The following is a 17192-nucleotide window of genomic DNA, read 5'->3' on the forward strand; positions in this document are numbered from 1 at the left end:
CAGGCGAAAAGGTTCGGACGCGTTCGTGTGGACCGGGGGCCGGGTCAGCCGGTGACCCGTACGGAGTCCAGCACACGGCGGGCCTCGGCACCACCGCCGTTCTGGCGTATCTGGACGTACACCTGCGGCGAGCCGGTGCCGTGGGCCGGATCGAGGGCGGCCTCCACGAGCGTGCCCTCACCCTCCGCACAGTTGTTCCAGGTGCGTACGGGTCCGTGCCAGGCCGTGCCGCGGTAGTCGCTGCTGCCCTGGTAGTGACAGCCGGTGTGGTGGAGCGCGCGGACCGCGGCGGTCAGACCGTCGTGCCCGCCCAGGCCGATGAACACGCCGTTCACGCGGGAGCCGAGGTTCTGCCAGTGCGTCAGGTCGTCGGCGACGGCGAGGGCGGGCGCGTGGGCCGTCGGCAGGCCCAGGGTCTTCGGATCCCAGCCGACATCGCGCAGTTGACGGCCCCAGGCGGCGGGCACGGTGGCCTCGATCCGCCCGGTCGAGTCCCGGACGGTGACCTCGCCCGCGGGCTGCTGACGCAGTACCAGCGCGGTGGTGACCCCGGTGGCGGCGGCCACGACCGCCCCGGCCAGGGCGAGGACCAGCGGCGCCCGACGTCGGCGCGGCCTGCCGACGGGTGTCGCCGCGAGCCGGTCGAGTGCGTCGGCGAACGCCTCCGCGGTGGGCCAGCGCCGTTCGCGGTCGCAGGCCATGGCCCGCAGCAGCGCCCGCTGGACCTCGCGTGGCAGGTCGGGGCGCAGCCGGTCGGGGCGTACCACCTTGCCGGGCGGCGCGGGGACCGTGCCGGTGACGAGGTGGTAGCCGAGGGCGCCGAGGCTGTAGACGTCGGCGCGCGCGTCGATGCCCGTACCGGGCGCGGTCTGCTCGGGCGGGGCGTACCCGGCGGAGCCCGCGGCCATGGTCAGTCCGGACGCCTGTGCGAGGCTCTTGGCCAGGCCCAGGTCCGCGAGCAGCAGCCGGGTGGATCCGTCGGGCGCGGCGCGGAACAGGACGTTGGACGGCTTGATGTCGCGGTGGACGATGCCCGCGTCGTGCAGGGCGCCCGCGGCACGGGCGGCGAGGGCGGTCAGGCGCAGCGCCTCGGCCACGGGCAGCGGGCCGTCGTCGAGCCGGTCGGCGAGGGTGCCGCCGTCCGCGTACTCCATGACGAAGTAGGGCCTGCCGTCGGGGAGTTCACCGATGTCGTAGACCTGGACGACGCGGTTCGAACCGGCCTTGCGCAGCAACCGGGCCTCGGCCAGGAAGCGCTCTTGTACATCGAGCCGGTCGGCCCAGTTCTCGGCGAGCACCTTCACCGCGACGGGCGCCTGAAGGGCGTCGTCATGCGCGAGCCACACCACACCGAACGCGCCGCCGCCCAGGCGTCGTTCGAGGCGGTAGCGGTCGATCCGCTCCAGGGAGTGCATGCCACTATCATGCCTGTCCCGGATCGACAGCGAGGGGAACGGCCAGTGGGGAATGCCGCGGACACCGAGGAGTTGGCGCGGCGCGCGGCGGCGGGCGACCCGGCGGCTCTGGAGGCGCTGCTCCGGGAGATCCGGCCGGAGGTCGTGCGGCGCTGCGGGCGGTTCCTGCCCTGCCGGGAGGACGCCGAGGAGGCGGCGCAGGACGTGCTGTTGCAGGTGGCCCGGAAGATCACCACGTTCCAGGGCCGCAGCCGTTTCGGCACCTGGCTGTACACGGTGGTCGCCAACTGCGCCCGGCAGAAGTACCGCGAGCTGAAGCGCCGCGCCGCCGAGCAGCCCGCGCCCATCGACCCGGCACGGCAGGTGGACCCGCGCACGACGAGTGTGATCGCCGGGTCGCGGATCGATCTGCTGGAGGCGCTGGAGCGGTTGGAGCGCGAGCATCCGCATCTGGTGGCGCCCCTGGTCTACCGGGACATCTGCCAGTTGGAGTACGCGGAGGCGGCCGAGCGCGTGGGCGTGCCGCTGGGCACGCTGAAGTCCCGGCTGCACGAGGCGCGCAAGCAGGTCAGGCCGTGGCTGAGCGGCATGGGGTGAGGGGGACGCGACGCTGCCTGTCCGGCCTCCTCGTCGCGGAGGCCGGACAGCCGGCGCGGCGGCTCAGTGGCCGCGCGCGATCCACTCGTCGAGGTGGGGTGCCTCGGCGCCGATGGTGGTCGAGTCGCCGTGGCCGGTGCGGACCACCGTCTCGGGCGGCAGGTTCAGCAGCCGCTCGCGGATCGACTCGACGATCGTCGGGAAGTGGGAGTACGAGCGTCCGGTGGCGCCCGGTCCGCCCTGGAAGAGGGTGTCTCCGGTGAAGACCGTGCCGAGGGCCGGGTCGTAGAGGCAGACCGCTCCGGGCGCGTGGCCCGGGGTGTGCAGGACGGTCAGATCGGTACCGGCCGCCTCGATGACCTGCCCGTCGACGAGCCAGTGGTCGGGGAGGCGGTCGGGGTGGGTCATCCGCCACAGCGGCAGGTCGTCCTGGTGGAGCCAGATCGCCGCGCCGGTCCGCTCGGCGAGGGCGGGCGCGGCATCGATGTGGTCGTTGTGGGCGTGGGTGCACACGATGGCGCGCAGCCGCCGGTCGCCGACGGCCTCGGCGATCGCGTCGGCGTCATGGGCGGCGTCGATGACGATGGCCTCGTGGTCGTCGCCGACGATCCATACGTTGTTGTCGACCTCCCAGGTGCCGCCGTCGAGGGAGAACGTGCCGGAGGTGACGAGGTGGTCGATGCGCGCGGTCATCACAGCACCACCACGGACCGCAGCACGTCGCCTTCGTGCATCCGCTCGAAGGCCTTCTCGACCTCGTCCAGGGCGATGGTCTCGGTCACGAACTTCCCCAGGTCCAGTCGGCCCTGGAGGTGCAGGTCGATCAGCATCGGGAAGTCGCGGGAGGGCAGGCAGTCCCCGTACCAGGACGACTTCAGCGCACCGCCGCGCCCGAAGACGTCGAGGAGCGGCAGTTCCAGCTTCATCTCGGGGGTGGGCACGCCGACCAGGACGACGGTGCCGGCCAGGTCGCGGGCGTAGAAGGCCTGCTTGTACGTCTCGGGGCGGCCGACCGCGTCGATGACGACATCGGCGCCGAAGCCGCCGGTCAGCTCGCGGATCGCCTCGACGGGGTCGGTCTCCTTGGAGTTGACCGTGTGGGTCGCGCCCATCTCGCGTGCGGTCCGCAGCTTGCGCTCGTCGATGTCCACCGCGATGATCTTCGCCGCGCCCGCCAACCGCGACCCGGCGATCGCCGCGTCACCGACACCGCCGCAGCCGATGACCGCGACCGAGTCGCCCCGGCCGACGTTCCCGGTGTTGATGGCGGCGCCGATGCCCGCCATCACGCCGCAGCCGAGCAGGCCCGCCACCGCCGGGGCGGCGGACGGATCGACCTTGGTGCACTGCCCGGCCGCGACGAGGGTCTTCTCCGCGAAGGCGCCGATCCCGAGAGCCGGGGAGAGTTCCTGGCCGGTGGCGGCGAGGGTCATCTTCTGCCGGGCGTTGTGCGTGTCGAAGCAGTACCAGGGGCGGCCCCGCAGACAGGCGCGGCACCGGCCGCACACCGCACGCCAGTTGAGGATGACGAAGTCGCCGGGGGCGACGTCCGTGACGCCCTCGCCGACGGACTCGACGATCCCGGCCGCCTCGTGACCGAGCAGGAACGGGAAGTCGTCGCTGATGCCGCCCTGCTTGTAGTGCAGGTCGGTGTGGCACACCCCGCAGGCCTGGATCTGCACCACCGCCTCACCGGGACCCGGATCCGGTACGACGATGGTCTCGACCCGTACCGGCTCGTTCTTGCCAGGGGCGATCACGCCGCGCACTTCCTGCGCCATGGGCTGCTGCCTTCCGTCGGTGGTACGGGCGCCTCGCGCGCGCCCGCTGCGGGCCGTACGGCCCCTCCCCATGATCCTCTACGGGGAGGGATCCGCGAACGGGCGGCACGGGCCTCCGTCGGCCGTCGGCGACCTCCCTTGTGCCACACGGAAGTTGACGCGGCCACGCACCGAACCGCCCCCGGCCGCAAGGGTCCGGGGGCGGAGGGCACGTGCTCCCGCGGAGCGCCGGTCGGTCAGGTCAGGCGTCCCGTGAGGGGCGCGACGAGGTCGGTGGCCTTGCTCAGACCCGCCGAGGGCCGCGGGATCTTGTTCTGGTGCTCCGGCGGGATGCCCGTGCGGGAGATCGAGTCGAGCAGGGCGACCGGGTTCGCCGTGTCCTGGGCCCCGACGGGGGCGACGGGAGCGGCGGTCGCCAGCGGCGCGGCCAGACCCGTGACACCCATGGCGAGACCGACGGCGGCGACGATGCGTCGTGTTGAGATCATGCCCTCAACAACTCCACCGGCCCATCGGCGGTCACGGCACCCGGTCCCCGCTCACCCGAGAGGGCGCACCGGGTCGACAGCGTTTACGACTCCCGTCACAGCAGTGCGCCCCCGGCCACAGCCGTACGCCGTCGGCCATTGCTGTCGTGCCACTCGCCCCGCCCCGACGCCCGGCTCTACAGTGACGCAGGTCACGTAAACCGACTGCACCCCTCACCCGGCTCTCTGGGAGGGCACACATGACCCGTATTTCGGTGAAGGTGGACGGCACGACGTACGAGGACGAGGTCGAGCCCCGCCTCCTCCTGGTGCACTATCTGCGGGACCGGCTGGGGCTCACCGGGACCCCCGTCGGCTGCGACACCTCCAACTGCGGTGCCTGCACGGTCGATCTGGACGGGGAGAGTGCCAAGAGCTGCTCGGTGCTCGCGGTCCAGGCCGACGGAAGCGAGGTGACCACCGTCCAGGGGCTCGCCCGCGGGGACGCGTGGCATCCGCTTCAGACGGCGTTCCGCGAGCGGCACGCGCTCCAGTGCGGATACTGCACCCCCGGCATGATCATGGCGGCCCGGGATCTGCTCCGTGAGAACCCCGCCCCGACCGCGGACGAGGTGCGGCACGCCCTGGAGGGCAGCCTCTGCCGGTGCACCGGGTACCAGAACATCGTGCGTGCCGTGCTGGCCGCCGCCGGGCAGGAGGTCGCGTCATGACCGAGGCGACCGAGCGGGAGGTGGGCCGGGCCCGGCTGCGCAAGGAGGACGCCCGGCTCGTCACCGGGCAGACCACCTGGACCGACAACATCCAGCTCACCGGGCTGCTGCATCTCGCGATCCTGCGCAGCCCCATGGCCCATGCCCGCGTCGACCGGGTCGATGTCTCCCCCGCGCTCGAACGCCCCGGTGTCGTCGCGGCGTTCGCCGGGCGTGATCTCGCCGAGGGGCTGGGCTCGCTCCCGTGCGCCTGGCCGGTGACCGAGGACATCGTGATGCCCGACCATCCGCCGGTCGCCGTCGACGAGGTGCGGTACGCGGGCGATCCCGTGGCGGTCGTCGTGGCCCGCGACCGGTACACGGCGGCCGACGCGCTGGAGGCGATCGAGGTCGACTACACGCCCCTGCCGCCCGTGCTCGACCTGGAGGCGGCGCTCGCCGAGGACGCCCCGCTGGTCCACGCCGACAAGGGCACCAACCGCTGCTACGTCTGGCCGCTGGCCACCGGCGAGGACTACGCGCGCGTGAAGGAGCGCGCCGACGTCGTCCTGACCCGGCGCTATCGCCAACAGCGCCTGATCCCCAGCGCGATGGAGCCGCGCGCCGTCGTGGTCACCCCGCTGCCCGCGTCCGGTGAGTACACCCTGCACTCGACCACGCAGATCCCGCACATCCTGCGGATCATGCTCGCCATGGTCACCGGCATCCCCGAGCACAAGCTGCGCGTGATCGCCCCCGACGTGGGCGGCGGCTTCGGCTCCAAGCTCCAGGTGTACGGGGAGGAGGCGCTCGCCCTCGCCGTGGCGCGCCGCCTCGGGCGCCCGGTGAAGTGGACCGAGTCCCGCTCCGAGGGCTGTCTCGCGACCCATCACGGCCGGGGCATGATCCAGGACGTCGAGATCGCGGCGACCCGCGAGGGGCGGCTGCTCGGCCTGAAGGTGGATCTGCTGGCCGACATGGGCGCGTATCTGATGCTCGTCACCCCTGGCGTGCCGATCCTGGGCGCGTTCATGTACCCCGGCATCTACAAGATGGACGCGTACGACTTCACCTGCACCGGTGTGTTCACGACCCGGACGCCCACGGACGCCTACCGGGGCGCGGGGCGCCCGGAGGCGACCTTCGCCATCGAGCGGATCATGGACGAGCTGGCCGCCGAACTCGGCCTGGATCCCATCGAGTTGAGGCGCCGGAACTGGATCCGCCGCGAGGAGTTCCCCTATCCGTCGATCGCGGGTCTGACCTACGACAGCGGTGACTACGCGGCGGCGACGGACAAGGCGCTCGCGCTGTTCGGCTACGACGACCTGCGCGCGGAGCAGCAGAAGCGCCATGAGCGCGGGGACCCGGTGCGGCTCGGGATCGGCGTGTCGACGTACACGGAGATGTGCGGGCTCGCCCCGAGCCGGGTCCTCGGCGATCTGCGGTACGGGGCGGGTGGCTGGGAGGCGGCGAGCATCCGGATGCTGCCCACCGGCAAGGTCGAGGTGGTCACGGGCACCAGCCCGCACGGGCAGGGGCATGTGACGTCCTGGAGCCAGATCGCCGCGGACGTCCTCGGCGTGCCGTTCGAGGACGTGGAGGTCGTGCACGGCGACACGAAGGCGGCCCCGCAGGGCATGGACACCTACGGGTCGCGTTCCCTGGTCGTCGGCGGGGCCGCCGTGCACCAGGCCGCGGTGAAGGTGGTGGGCAAGGCCCGCAAGGTCGCCGCGCATCTGCTGGAGGCCGACGAGGACGATCTGGACTTCGCGGGCGGGGTGTTCTCGGTCAAGGGCTCGCCCGAGGCGCGGACGACGATCCAGGAGATCGCCTTCGCCGCGTTCTCCTCGCACGACCTGCCCGAGGGCATGGAACCCACCATCAACGCCGAGCACGTCATGGACCCGGAGAACTTCTCCTATCCGCACGGGACGCATCTGTGCGCGGTCGAGGTGGACACGGAGACCGGGCGGTCGACGATCCGCTCGTACGTGTGCGTGGACGACGTCGGCCGGGTCGTCAACCCGATGATCGTGGAGGGGCAGGTGCACGGCGGGGTCGCCCAGGGCATCGGGCAGGCCCTGTACGAGGAGGCGGTGTACGACGACGAGGGCAATCTGGTGTCGGGCACCCTGGCCGACTACCTGGTGCCGTCGGCGGTGGACCTGCCCGACTTCGTGACCGACCGCACCGAGACGCCCGCCACCTCCAACCCGCTGGGCGCCAAGGGGGTCGGCGAGTCCGGGACCATCGCGGCCACCCCGGCGGTCGTGAACGCGATCGTGGACGCGCTGCGTCCGCTGGGCGTCACCGAGGTGGCGATGCCCTGTACACCCCAGCGGGTCTGGCAGGCCATCGAGGAGGCGTCGGCATGATCCCCCCGGCATTCGACTACGCCCGTCCGGCAAGCGTCGAGGAGGCGGTACGGACCCTCGCCGAGGCGGGCGACGAGGCGAAGGTGCTGGCCGGCGGGCAGAGCCTGCTGCCGCTGCTGCGCCTTCGGCTCGCCTTCCCCGAACTGGTCGTGGACATCGGCCGGATCCCCGGTCTGAGCGGGGTGCGCGAGGACGGCGACACGCTGGTGATCGGCGCCCTGACCACGCACCACGACATCATCCGCGACCCGCTGGTGGGCCGGTACGCGGGCCTGCTCGCGGCGGCCACCCGGACCGTCGCCGACCCGGCCGTACGGCATCGCGGCACCCTCGGCGGGTCGCTCGCGCACGCCGATCCGGCCGGTGATCTCCCGGCGGTGGCGCTCGCCCTGGACGCCGAGCTGGTCGTGGTGGGACCGCAGGGTCAACGCACCGTCCCGGCCCGGGAGTTCTTCGTCGACTACCTCCAGAGCGCGCTGCGGCCCGACGAGTTGCTCGTGGCGGTGCGGGTCCCCGAGCGGGAGGGCTGGGGCTTCCACTACGAGAAGTTCCAACGGGTCGCCCAGGCCTGGGCGGTGGTCGGTGTGGCGGCGCTCGTACGGCGCGAGAACGGGCACATCGCCGAGGCCCGGATCGGGCTGACGAACATGGGCGCCACGCCCCTGCGGGCCACCGCGTCCGAGGCGGCGCTCGCCGGGGTCCCGGCGGTGGCGGACGCCGTCGCGCGCGCCACCGCGTCGGCGGCCGAGGGCACCCGCCCCTCCTCTGACCCGTCGGCCACGCCCGAGTACCGCGCCCATCTCGCCCGGGTGCTCACCCGGCGGGCGGTGCTGGCCGCGGCGGGAGGGGAGTGAGCGCGTGAGAGGGCCCGAGGAGGTGCGCGCACGCCTGGAGGAGACGGGGTATCTCGTCGACGAAGGGCTGGCCGTCGCCTGCTTCCTGGCCCTCAGGCTGCACCGGCCGGTCTTCTGCGAGGGCGACGCGGGCGTGGGCAAGACCGCGCTCGCGTCCGCCCTCGCGACGGCACTCGACGCCCCGCTGATCCGGCTCCAGTGCTACGAGGGCATCGACGCCTCCCAGGCGCTGTACGACTGGGACTTCCCGCGCCAACTGCTGCATCTGCGGGCGGCGGAGGCGGCCGGGGTCCGGGATCCGGACCGGCTGGAGGGCGAGCTGTACGACCGCCGGTTCCTCGTCGCCCGCCCGCTGCTCAAGGCCCTGGAGACCCACCCCTGTGTGCTGCTGGTGGACGAGATCGACCGCGCCGACGACGAGTTCGAGGCGTTCCTGTTGGAGCTGCTGTCGGAGTTCTCGGTCACGATCCCCGAACTGGGCACGCTGCGCGCGAAGGAGCCGCCCGTGGTGGTGCTGACGTCGAACCGCACGCGGGAGGTGCACGACGCGCTCAAGCGCCGCTGCCTCTACCACTGGTTCGACCACCCCGGCTTCGCCCGCGAACTCGCCATCGTGCGGCGGCGGTTGCCGCAGGTGACGGCCCGGCTGGCGGAGCAGGTCACCACGCTGGTGCAGGCGTTGCGCGCCGAGGACCTGGTGAAGCCGCCGGGGGTCGCCGAGACGATCGACTGGGCGCGGGCGCTGGACGCGCTCGGCGCCACGGAGGTGGACGCGGAACTGGCGGTGACCACGCTGGGGTCGGTGCTCAAGTACCGGGAGGACCTGGAGCGGGCGCGGGGGCTCGACCTGTCGGCGATCCTCGCGGCACGCGGGGTGTGACATGGACGTCGACGCGCCCGCCGTGCTCGTCGGGTTCGCCCGCGCCCTGCGCGCGGCGGGCGTCGACGCCGGACCGGACCGCGTCCAGGTCTTCCTGCGCGCACTCGACGCGCTGCGGCCCGGCGTCCGCTCCGATGTGTACTGGGCGGGACGGCTCACGCTGTGCGCGGGCCGGGACGACCTGGAGCGCTACGAGCGGGTGTTCGGCGCCTACTTCGGGGGCGGCCCGGTCCCCGGAAGGACCCGCGTGGCTCCCCCACCGCGCCTGCGGGTGGCGGCCGTCCGGGCGCCAAGTCCCCTTCCCGGTACGGCCACCGGGGCCGAGGACGGCCTCGCGGCACCCGCGCTCGCCAGCCGTACCGAGATCCTGCGCCACCGTGACTTCGCCGGGCTGACCGCGGCCGAGCGGGAGCAACTGCGGCGCCTGCTCGCCGCGTTCACGCTGCGCGGCGAGGCGCGGCGCACGGCACGGCGCCGTCCGGCCCGGCGCGGGGACCTCGATCCCCGGCGCACGGTACGGGAGTTGCTGCGCCGGGGCGGCGAGCCCGCGCGCCCACGACGGCACGCCCGCACCGAACGGCCCCGGCGCGTCGTCCTGTTGGTGGACGTCAGCGGCTCCATGTCCCCGTACGCGGACGCGCTGCTGCGCTTCGCCCACGCGGCCGTGCGCGGCGGCCGGACCGAGGTGTTCACCATCGGCACCCGGCTGACCCGGGTGACCCGCGAACTGGCGCACCGGGACCCCGAGGCGGCCCTGGCGCAGGTCGCGGCGGCCGTGCCGGACTGGCGCGGCGGCACCCGGCTCGGCGAACTGCTGCGCGCCTTCCTCGACCGGTGGGGGCAGCGGGGCATGGCGCGCGGCGCGATCGTGGTGGTGCTGTCGGACGGCTGGGAGCGCGGCGATCCGGCCCTGCTCGGGGCGCAGATGCGCCGACTGCACCGGCTCGCGCACCGGGTGGTCTGGGCCAACCCGCGCAAGGCGCGCCCCGGTTACGCGCCCCTGGCCGCGGGCATGGCGGCGGCGCTGCCGAGCGTGGACGCGTTCGTGGCGGGCCACAGCCTGGCCGCGCTGGAGCGGCTCGCGGCCGTGGTGCGCGGAGCCACCGTGGCGCAGGGAGCATCGAGAGGAACAGAACCGTGACCGAGGGAGCGCGTGATGCGTGAGATCCTTCCGGCGCTGCACCGCTGGTATGTGACGGGCGCCCCGTTCGGCCTGGCCACCGTCGTCGCGGTCAGCCGCAGCGCGCCGCGCGAGCCGGGGGCGGCGATGGCCGTCGGGCCCGGCGACGAGGTGGTGGGCAGCGTCTCCGGCGGCTGTGTCGAGGGCGCGGTGTTCGAACTGGCCCAGGAGGTCGTCGAGTCGGGCACCGCCCGGCTGGAGACCTTCGGCTACAGCGACGAGGACGCGTTCGCCGTGGGGCTCACCTGCGGCGGCGAGATCACGCTCCTGGTACGCCGGGTGACGCCCGAGGAGGACGTCTCGTTCGCGGCGGTGGCCGAGTCGGTGGCCGTGGGGCGTCCGGTGACCGTGGCGACGGTGCTCGACGGTCCCGCGCCGCGCGGGGCCTCGCGCGCGGTGTGGCCCGACGAGGTGGCGGGCTCGCTCGGCTCCCCCGGTCTGGACGCCGCGGTCACCGCCGACGCGCGAGGCGAACTCGCCCTCGGCGCCACCGGGTTGCGGCACTACGGCCCGCACGGCGAGCGGCGCGAGGACGCGGTCAGCGTGTTCCTGCACTCCTTCGCGCCACCGCCGCGGATGCTGGTCTTCGGCGCCATCGACTACGCGGCGGCGGTCGCCCGGATCGGCTCCTTCCTCGGCTACCGGGTCACGGTGTGCGACGCCCGCCCGGTCTTCGCCACCCCCAAGCGCTTCCCCGAGGGCGTGGAGGTGGTCGTGGACTGGCCGCACCGCTATCTGCGGGGCACGGACACCGACGACCGCACGGTGATCTGCGTCCTGACGCATGACCCGAAGTTCGACGTCCCGCTGCTGGAGGAGGCGCTGCGCCGGCCGGCCGCGTACATCGGGGCGATGGGCAGCCGCCGTACCCACGACGACCGGATGAAGCGGCTGACCGGGACGGGGCTCACGGAGTCCGAACTCGCCCGGCTGCGCTCGCCGATCGGCCTGGACCTCGGGGCGCGCACGCCCGAGGAGGTCGCGGTGTCCGTCGCCGCCGAGATCGTGTCCCTGCGGTGGGGCGGCAGCGGCACGCCCCTGACCGCGACGGGTGGGGCGATCCACCCGCCCGGTCACACATCGCGTTGAGGCATCGCACAGAGGCATCGCACAGAGGCATCGCGCTGAGGAGGAGACGAAACGATGGAACTGCACCACGAGTTCACGGTCCCGGTCCCGGTCGAGGACGCCTGGCGGACGCTGCTCGACATCGAGCGGGTCGCGCCGTGCATGCCGGGCGCGACGGTCGAGGAGTACGACGGCAGGACCGTGACCGGGTCGGTGAAGGTGAAGGTCGGCCCGGTCACCGTGACCTACCGGGGCACGGCCGTCTTCGAGGAGCAGGACGAGACGGCGTACCGGATGGTGCTGGCCGCGAACGGCAGGGAGACCCGGGGGCAGGGCACCGCGCGGGCCACGGTGACGGCCACGCTCGTACCGGGCGACGGCGGCGGGACCAGCGTCTCGGTGCGCACGGACCTGACCGTGACGGGCCGTCCGGCGCAGTTCGGGCGCGGTGTGCTGGCGGAGGTCGGAGACAAGCTGGTAGGCCAGTTCGCGGACTGTCTGGCGCGGCGGCTGGACGAGCAGCGCGCCGCGGCTCAGGCCGAGCCCGCGGCGCCCGTCTTCACCGAACAGGCCGCGCCCGCCGAGTCGATCGATCTGCTGCGCACGGCGGGCGTGCCGGTGGCCAAGCGGCTCGCGGGCCCGGTGGCGGCCGTGGCGGCGGTCGCGCTGGCGTGTCTGGTGGTACGCCGCTTCCGCCGCTCCTGCTGCCGCCGGGCCTGAGCCGTGCCTGGCTCGCGCCTCAGGAGGAAGGTGCCAGGGCGACGTCCGCCCACACCTGCTTGCCACCGCTGACCGGGAGGGTGCCCCACGCGGTGGACAGGGCCTCGACGAGCAGGATGCCGCGGCCACCGGTCGCCTCCCAGCCGATGTTCGTCGGCTTGACGGGCGTACGCGGTGAGGCGTCGGCGACCGCGACGCGCAGCCGCTGGTCGACGAGCGTGAGGTCGAGGCGGACCCGGCCGTCGGTGTGGACGAGGGCGTTGGTGACGAGTTCGGAGACGACGAGCAGCGCCGTGTCGGGCTCCCGCGTCACCCCCCAGGCGCGCAGGGCGCGGCGGGTGAAGCGGCGGGCGTGCCGGACCGCCTCGGGGACGCGCCACACCGTCCAGCTCTCGCGCAGCGGGCGCACCGCCAGGCCGTCGTAGCGCATGAGCAGCAGAGCCACGTCGTCGTTGCGGTTGGCCCCGGCGAGCAGGGCGTCCGCGACGAGGCCGGGGTACGCCGGGTCGGCCGCGGCCAGGTCGTCCGCGAGGCGTGCGAGACCGTCCTCGATGTCGAGTTCGGCGGACTCGACCAGGCCGTCCGTGGTCAGGGCGACGAGCGTGCCGGGTCGCAGCCGTAGCTGACTCATCGGGTAGTCGGCCTCGGCGACGACGCCGAGCGGCGGTCCGCCGTCCGACTCGGTGATCTCCGTACTGCCGTCCGGGTACCGCAGGACGGGCGGGGGGTGCCCGGCGCGGACGTACCAGGCGATGCCCTGCTCCATGTCGACGTCGACGTAGCAGCAGGTGGCGAAGAGGTCCGACTCCATGTCCACGAGGAGCCGGTTGGCGTGGGAGACGACGACGTCCGGGGGGTGGCCCTCGACGGCGTAGGCGCGCAGGGCGGTGCGCATCTGGCCCATCAGGGTGGCGGCGCCCGCGCTGTGGCCCTGGACGTCGCCGATGAGGAGGGCGACGTGGTTGTCGGGCAGCGGGATCACGTCGTACCAGTCGCCGCCCAGCTCCAGGTCCGCGGTGGTGGGCAGATAGCGGGCCACGGCGACGGCGCCCGGCAGCCGGGGCAGGCGGCGCGGCAGGAGGGCGCGCTGGAGCATGCCGACCAGTTCGTGCTCGGCGTCGAAGGCGCGGGCGCGCGCCAGGGCCTGGCCCGCCAGACCCGCCACGGCGGTGAGCAGGGCGCGCTCGTCGGGGTCGAAGTCGTGCGGGCTGTCCCAGCCGATCAGGCACGCCCCCGCCGTGCGCTTGCCAGCGGGCAGCGGCAGCACGGCGAGGCCGCCGGGTCCGACCTCCGCGAGCGGGGGCTCCAGGGTCGTGCCGCCGGACCAGACCGCGGCCCGGCCCTCGCGCAGCGCGGCGGCGAGGGTCGGCATGGCGCGCACGGGGGCGTCGGGCCACTCCGAGCGCCACTCGGCGCGCCACAGCTCGGGCCAGGCCTCCGGTTCGGGCGGGTCCAGGACGGTGACGACGAGCCGGTCGGACTCCAGCTCGGCGAGCGCGATGCGGTCGGCCTGCAGCGGGGTGCGCAGGGCGGCGACGACGGCCCGGCTGACGTCGCGGACGGTGCCCGCGGTGGCGAGGGCCGCGGCGAGCCGCTGGACGCGCGTCACGTCGCTGACGGCGGGGCGTTCCTTCGAGGCGTCGGCGACCGTGCCGACGAGCCGCGCCGGGCGGCCGTCCGCGGCGGGCACCAGATGCCCGCGCAGCCGCAGCCACCGTGGCTCGCCGGAGGGCTGGAGGATGCGGAACTCCAGCTCGCGGTCGCCGATGGCCATGTGGTCGGCCTCGACCACGGACATCAGCGAGGGCAGGTCCTCGGGCACGGTCTGGGCGAGCAGGGATTCCAGCGTGCCGTCGAACTGGTGCGGGTCGATCCCGAACAGCTCCAGCATCCCGTCGTCGACCTCGACCCGGCCGGAGTCCACGGCGAGGCTGAAGGCGTTGCCGGGCAGGTTCCCGGTCTCGGCCGTGACCGGCGCGGGGCTGGCGACGGCGTCGGCCAGGCGCCGCAGCCACGCACGCTCCTCGGCGTCGAAGCCGTCCGGGCGGTCGCTGACGGCGGCCAGGCAGCCGCCGTCGCGCAGCGGCAGCACCCCCAGGGAGAAGTCCCTGGCGGGCAGCCGTCGGGCGTCGGCGCGGCGGGTCAGGTCCTCGGGGGTGAGCCACAGAGGCCGCCCGGAGTGGTGCACCTTCACCGCGGGTGCTCCGCCGGAGAGGGGGTAGGCGTCGCGCAGCCCGTACAGCGCCCTCGGCACACCGGCCGACTCGGCCAGGTACAGATGGTGACCGTCCTCGTCCGGGATGTACACGGCGGCCAGACTCGCCGCGGTGAAGACGAGCGCCTGTTCGAGCACACGCCGCAGGCGCTCGCGGGGGTCGACCTGGTCGAGCTGGTCCGTGAGCGTCCTGAGGGCAAGTTCCGCACGTGGCGGCCTCGTTCCGCGCCCCGCAGCGCCCTCACTGCTCACACTGCAATTACAGCGCGTCCACGTCGCTCGCGCAGCCCTGTGAACCAATCCCACCCGTACGTGTGCTCATCCCCCGCGGGACACCCTTGTCGCCCGGCCCTCGGGGCGGGCTCCCGCGCCCGGTCAGGCGGCCAGGCGCAGACCGCCGTACCGCGCCGTCGGCGTCGTACGGGCGACACGGCCCTGGCTCACCGCGTCGGCACGGGTGTGCCGTACCAGTTCGTCCTGGGCGAGCGAGAGCAGGTCGGACAGGTCCAGGCCGAGGGCGCGGGCGGCGGCGGCGAGGACCTCCGAGGAGGCCTCCTTGCGGCCGCGCTCCAGCTCGGACAGGTACGGCATCGAGATCCGGGCCTGCTCCGCCACGTCCTTGAGCGTGCGCTCCTGGGCGAGCCGCTCACGGCGCAGCGCCTCGCCGACCAGGTCGCGCCAGAGCGGCTCCCGCCGGGCGGGCCGCTGCTGCGGGGTACGGGGCGGCACACCGCCGTGCGGCGGCGCGGTCCGCGGGCGGAGAGGGACGACACGGGCTTCGTTCGGCACATGGTTGCTCACCCTCCCAGCCTAGGGACCACGCGCGCCACGGGAAGGGCTCGGCGTTCCGCCCTGGGTGAATCTCCGCAACGGCCGGGGGTCCGGAGCGAGTTGGGATGCGGGTGTCCGCCCACGGGAGGACGGCGCCACGCCCCTTGACGGGTCCGCCGGAAGGCGGCGTCCGTACCGGCTGCTTAGCGTGGCCCTGTGAACGCTTCGCCCCCGCCCGGCCGGGTCGCCGCCCCGCACGGGTGGCCGCAGGCCCTCGTGACGGTGGTGGCCGGGCTGGTCGGTATGGGTGTGGTCGCCGCGCTCGGGCTGTGGGCGGCGGGAGGCACCGGTCTTCCCGACAACGGGTTCCCCCGGGTGGTCGTCGCCTCGGTCGTAGCCGCGGTGGGCGGCAGTGTGCGGCTGGCGGGCGAAGCCGGCACGCTCGCCGACACCCGCGCGGGGCTCACGGTGATGCCGCTGTCGGTGACGCTCGCCGGAGCCCTGATCATCGCCGCGGGCTTCCTGCGCCCACTGCGGCACGGGGCCGTCACCGGGGCGGCCGAACTGGCGGGCTGGGCCGCCCGGATCGCCGCCCTGTGGCTGCCCGCGCTCATCGGGCTCGCGCTCGCGGCCCGCCAGATCTTCACGATCCCGCTCGGCGACATCGGCGACCTGCTCGGCATCTCCCCTCGCATCGGCTACGCGACGGACCTGCCCCTCACTGTGCTGTTCGGCATGCTGTGGCTGGCGGGCGTGCTGCTCCTCGCCCTGCTGGTGTCACGCGGCGCACCGCTGCCGAACCGGCTGTCGCGCCTCCGGGAACCGGTACGCCCGGCCGCGTACGCCATGGTGGCCCTGCTGCTCGCCTACGTGGCCGTGGGCGGCGTCATCGCGCTGGTCGTGGCGGCGACGCGCGGGCACCCGGCCGAGACGTTCGCGGTGATCCTGCTGGGGCTGCCCAACCTCGTATGGCTGATCCTCACCCTCGGGCTGGGCGCCACCTGGTACGGGCGCGTGGACGGGCCGTTCGCGCTGCCCATGCCGCGTCCGCTCGACGAGGTGCTGCGGACACCGGGCACGGCGACGCTGAATCTGCGCACGCTGGCCGCCCATGACGGCCGGGTGTGGTGGCTCGTGGCCGTGAACACCGTGCTGCTGCTCGCGGCGGCGTACGTGATGGCGGCGCGCTCACCGGCACGGACACGGCTGTGGCAGCACGCCGTACGCATGGCGGTCGCGCTGGCGCTGACCGTCCTCATGATCTGTCTGACCGGCCGCGTCTCGGCGCACTACGGGCTGTCACTCATCGGCATCGGCGACCTGGGCGGCGGACTGTCCGGTGTCCTGTTCCTGACCCCGGACCTCGGGACGGCGCTCGGGGCGGCCGCGGTGTGGGGACTGGCCACCGGGTTCGTCGGCGCACTGCTCGCGCGAGGGGTACGCCGACGGATCCGGGCGGGCTGAGGCGCGTTCCGCGCGGTCAGGCGGCCGGGGTCGAGAGCGCGGGAACGACCCTCTGCATACGCAGCGCGTCCACCGACTCCGCGAGCAGTTCGTACTCGGTGGTCTCGTCCCGGGTGGCGACGCGGACCAGCCGACCGGCGGCCAACTCCTCGGCGATGCGCTCCTGTTGGCCCACGTCACCGCACCAGGCGCGCAGCATGCCCGGCACATCGGGGACGGTGTCGGCGACGGGAGCGATGGAGTTCGGCGGGAAGAGCGGGTTGCCGGGGTCCGGGTCGAGCCGTTCGGCGATCCAGGAGGCGCGGTCCCGCATCCACCACAGGGCGAGGGCCAGGGTGGGAGCACGATAGGTGCCGAGCGGGACACCGATACGCCGGCCGCCGCAGACACCGTAGGCCGTCACATGACACAGGAATTCGTCGTGCACGATCGCTCCCCATCGCGCTGCTCGTTCACTCGCTGTGCACGGGGGCGACCCGAACCGATGCGTACGGTGGCGCATTTCGGCCGTGGCCGAATCACCCTGTCCCTCGAGTATCGCCACTCCTGACGCTCTGTCACCATGTGATTTCGGCCAGTCTCCTGACATGTTCACGGCTCGCGTCGCCCGCACCAGTTCGTTCCCTCCTTACCCCGGAGGTAATCGACGCTCCGGCGGCGGCCGGGCATGGTTATGGATGTCGGAACACGGC

The 17192-nt window shown here is 73.8% G+C and carries 16 protein-coding genes; 9 read left to right on the plus strand and 7 right to left on the minus strand.

Annotated elements, in window-relative coordinates:
- Nucleotides 1-44 precede the first annotated feature (44 nt).
- The gene (locus ACZ60T_RS02790; RefSeq protein ID WP_469663851.1) at nucleotides 45-1415 is read right to left on the minus strand and encodes a serine/threonine-protein kinase; all 1371 of its coding nucleotides are present in this window, start codon (nucleotides 1413-1415) and stop codon (nucleotides 45-47) included.
- A gap of 9 nt (nucleotides 1416-1424) precedes the next feature.
- Between ACZ60T_RS02790 and ACZ60T_RS02795 the strand changes: the two genes are divergently transcribed.
- A complete protein-coding gene (locus ACZ60T_RS02795; protein ID WP_469663853.1) occupies nucleotides 1425-2012 on the plus strand; it encodes an RNA polymerase sigma factor in 588 nt (195 codons plus the stop codon).
- 63 nt (nucleotides 2013-2075) lie between these two features.
- Here ACZ60T_RS02795 and ACZ60T_RS02800 read toward each other — a convergent pair whose 3' ends face one another.
- The 3 genes from ACZ60T_RS02800 to ACZ60T_RS02810 all read right to left on the minus strand — a co-directional run bounded on the left by ACZ60T_RS02800 (nucleotide 2076) and on the right by ACZ60T_RS02810 (nucleotide 4281).
- Complete coding sequence (locus ACZ60T_RS02800) at nucleotides 2076-2705, minus strand: MBL fold metallo-hydrolase (RefSeq protein WP_469663855.1); 630 nt, start codon at nucleotides 2703-2705, stop codon at nucleotides 2076-2078.
- Nucleotides 2705-3793: an S-(hydroxymethyl)mycothiol dehydrogenase gene (locus ACZ60T_RS02805; RefSeq protein WP_365630317.1), complete on the minus strand. Its 1089-nt coding sequence runs from the start codon at nucleotides 3791-3793 to the stop codon at nucleotides 2705-2707. Before ACZ60T_RS02805 ends, ACZ60T_RS02800 begins: the two co-directional genes overlap by 1 nt.
- A gap of 236 nt (nucleotides 3794-4029) precedes the next feature.
- Entirely contained in the window at nucleotides 4030-4281 is a 252-nt protein-coding gene (locus ACZ60T_RS02810; protein WP_365630314.1) for a hypothetical protein, read from the minus strand.
- Between the two features lie 239 nt (nucleotides 4282-4520).
- Between ACZ60T_RS02810 and ACZ60T_RS02815 the strand changes: the two genes are divergently transcribed.
- The 7 genes from ACZ60T_RS02815 to ACZ60T_RS02845 are packed head-to-tail and all read left to right on the plus strand — an operon-like array spanning nucleotide 4521 to nucleotide 12050.
- Nucleotides 4521-4991, plus strand: coding sequence for a (2Fe-2S)-binding protein (locus ACZ60T_RS02815; RefSeq protein ID WP_469663858.1), 471 nt, complete (start codon nucleotides 4521-4523; stop codon nucleotides 4989-4991).
- Nucleotides 4988-7348 (plus strand): xanthine dehydrogenase family protein molybdopterin-binding subunit, encoded by a 2361-nt coding sequence (locus ACZ60T_RS02820; RefSeq protein ID WP_469663860.1) that lies wholly within the window; start codon nucleotides 4988-4990, stop codon nucleotides 7346-7348. Before ACZ60T_RS02815 ends, ACZ60T_RS02820 begins: the two co-directional genes overlap by 4 nt.
- On the plus strand, nucleotides 7345-8202 hold the full coding sequence (locus ACZ60T_RS02825; RefSeq protein WP_469663862.1) for an FAD binding domain-containing protein: 858 nt from the start codon (nucleotides 7345-7347) through the stop codon (nucleotides 8200-8202). The genes ACZ60T_RS02820 and ACZ60T_RS02825 overlap by 4 nt, the downstream gene beginning before the upstream one ends.
- Nucleotides 8203-8224: 22 nt before the next feature.
- Nucleotides 8225-9082, plus strand: a complete 858-nt coding sequence (locus ACZ60T_RS02830) for an AAA family ATPase (RefSeq protein ID WP_469664735.1) — start codon at nucleotides 8225-8227, stop codon at nucleotides 9080-9082.
- A 1-nt stretch (nucleotide 9083) separates the two neighbouring features.
- A complete protein-coding gene (locus ACZ60T_RS02835; RefSeq protein WP_469663864.1) occupies nucleotides 9084-10223 on the plus strand; it encodes a vWA domain-containing protein in 1140 nt (379 codons plus the stop codon).
- 15 nt (nucleotides 10224-10238) lie between these two features.
- The gene (locus ACZ60T_RS02840) at nucleotides 10239-11351 is read left to right on the plus strand and encodes an XdhC family protein (protein ID WP_365630299.1); all 1113 of its coding nucleotides are present in this window, start codon (nucleotides 10239-10241) and stop codon (nucleotides 11349-11351) included.
- 54 nt (nucleotides 11352-11405) lie between these two features.
- Complete coding sequence (locus tag ACZ60T_RS02845; protein ID WP_469663866.1) at nucleotides 11406-12050, plus strand: SRPBCC family protein; 645 nt, start codon at nucleotides 11406-11408, stop codon at nucleotides 12048-12050.
- A 19-nt stretch (nucleotides 12051-12069) separates the two neighbouring features.
- On the opposite strand, the gene ACZ60T_RS02850 is transcribed toward ACZ60T_RS02845, so the two are convergent.
- Together ACZ60T_RS02850 and ACZ60T_RS02855 are read right to left on the minus strand one after the other, a co-directional pair.
- Nucleotides 12070-14517, minus strand: coding sequence for a SpoIIE family protein phosphatase (locus ACZ60T_RS02850; RefSeq protein WP_469663868.1), 2448 nt, complete (start codon nucleotides 14515-14517; stop codon nucleotides 12070-12072).
- A 123-nt stretch (nucleotides 14518-14640) separates the two neighbouring features.
- A complete protein-coding gene (locus tag ACZ60T_RS02855) occupies nucleotides 14641-15066 on the minus strand; it encodes a helix-turn-helix domain-containing protein (protein WP_469663870.1) in 426 nt (141 codons plus the stop codon).
- A gap of 186 nt (nucleotides 15067-15252) precedes the next feature.
- On the opposite strand from ACZ60T_RS02855, the gene ACZ60T_RS02860 reads away from it, so the two are divergent.
- A complete protein-coding gene (locus tag ACZ60T_RS02860) occupies nucleotides 15253-16500 on the plus strand; it encodes a streptophobe family protein (RefSeq protein ID WP_469663872.1) in 1248 nt (415 codons plus the stop codon).
- Nucleotides 16501-16516: 16 nt separating this feature from the next.
- On the opposite strand, the gene ACZ60T_RS02865 is transcribed toward ACZ60T_RS02860, so the two are convergent.
- A complete protein-coding gene (locus tag ACZ60T_RS02865) occupies nucleotides 16517-16927 on the minus strand; it encodes a hypothetical protein (RefSeq protein WP_365630283.1) in 411 nt (136 codons plus the stop codon).
- Nucleotides 16928-17192 lie beyond the last annotated feature (265 nt).

The sequence above is a fragment of the Streptomyces sp. NPDC104371 genome, assembly GCF_055583785.1.

Excerpts from the sequence above, each read along its gene's own strand:
- ACZ60T_RS02790 (WP_469663851.1), bottom strand. The coding sequence starts at position 1,415 with ATGCACTCCCTGGAGCGGATCGACCGCTACCGCCTCGAACGACGCCTG.
- ACZ60T_RS02795 (WP_469663853.1), top strand. The coding sequence starts at position 1,425 with ATGCCTGTCCCGGATCGACAGCGAGGGGAACGGCCAGTGGGGAATGCC.
- ACZ60T_RS02800 (WP_469663855.1), bottom strand. The coding sequence starts at position 2,705 with ATGACCGCGCGCATCGACCACCTCGTCACCTCCGGCACGTTCTCCCTC.
- ACZ60T_RS02805 (WP_365630317.1), bottom strand. The coding sequence starts at position 3,793 with ATGGCGCAGGAAGTGCGCGGCGTGATCGCCCCTGGCAAGAACGAGCCG.
- ACZ60T_RS02810 (WP_365630314.1), bottom strand. The coding sequence starts at position 4,281 with ATGATCTCAACACGACGCATCGTCGCCGCCGTCGGTCTCGCCATGGGT.
- ACZ60T_RS02815 (WP_469663858.1), top strand. The coding sequence starts at position 4,521 with ATGACCCGTATTTCGGTGAAGGTGGACGGCACGACGTACGAGGACGAG.
- ACZ60T_RS02820 (WP_469663860.1), top strand. The coding sequence starts at position 4,988 with ATGACCGAGGCGACCGAGCGGGAGGTGGGCCGGGCCCGGCTGCGCAAG.
- ACZ60T_RS02825 (WP_469663862.1), top strand. The coding sequence starts at position 7,345 with ATGATCCCCCCGGCATTCGACTACGCCCGTCCGGCAAGCGTCGAGGAG.
- ACZ60T_RS02835 (WP_469663864.1), top strand. The coding sequence starts at position 9,084 with ATGGACGTCGACGCGCCCGCCGTGCTCGTCGGGTTCGCCCGCGCCCTG.
- ACZ60T_RS02840 (WP_365630299.1), top strand. The coding sequence starts at position 10,239 with ATGCGTGAGATCCTTCCGGCGCTGCACCGCTGGTATGTGACGGGCGCC.
- ACZ60T_RS02845 (WP_469663866.1), top strand. The coding sequence starts at position 11,406 with ATGGAACTGCACCACGAGTTCACGGTCCCGGTCCCGGTCGAGGACGCC.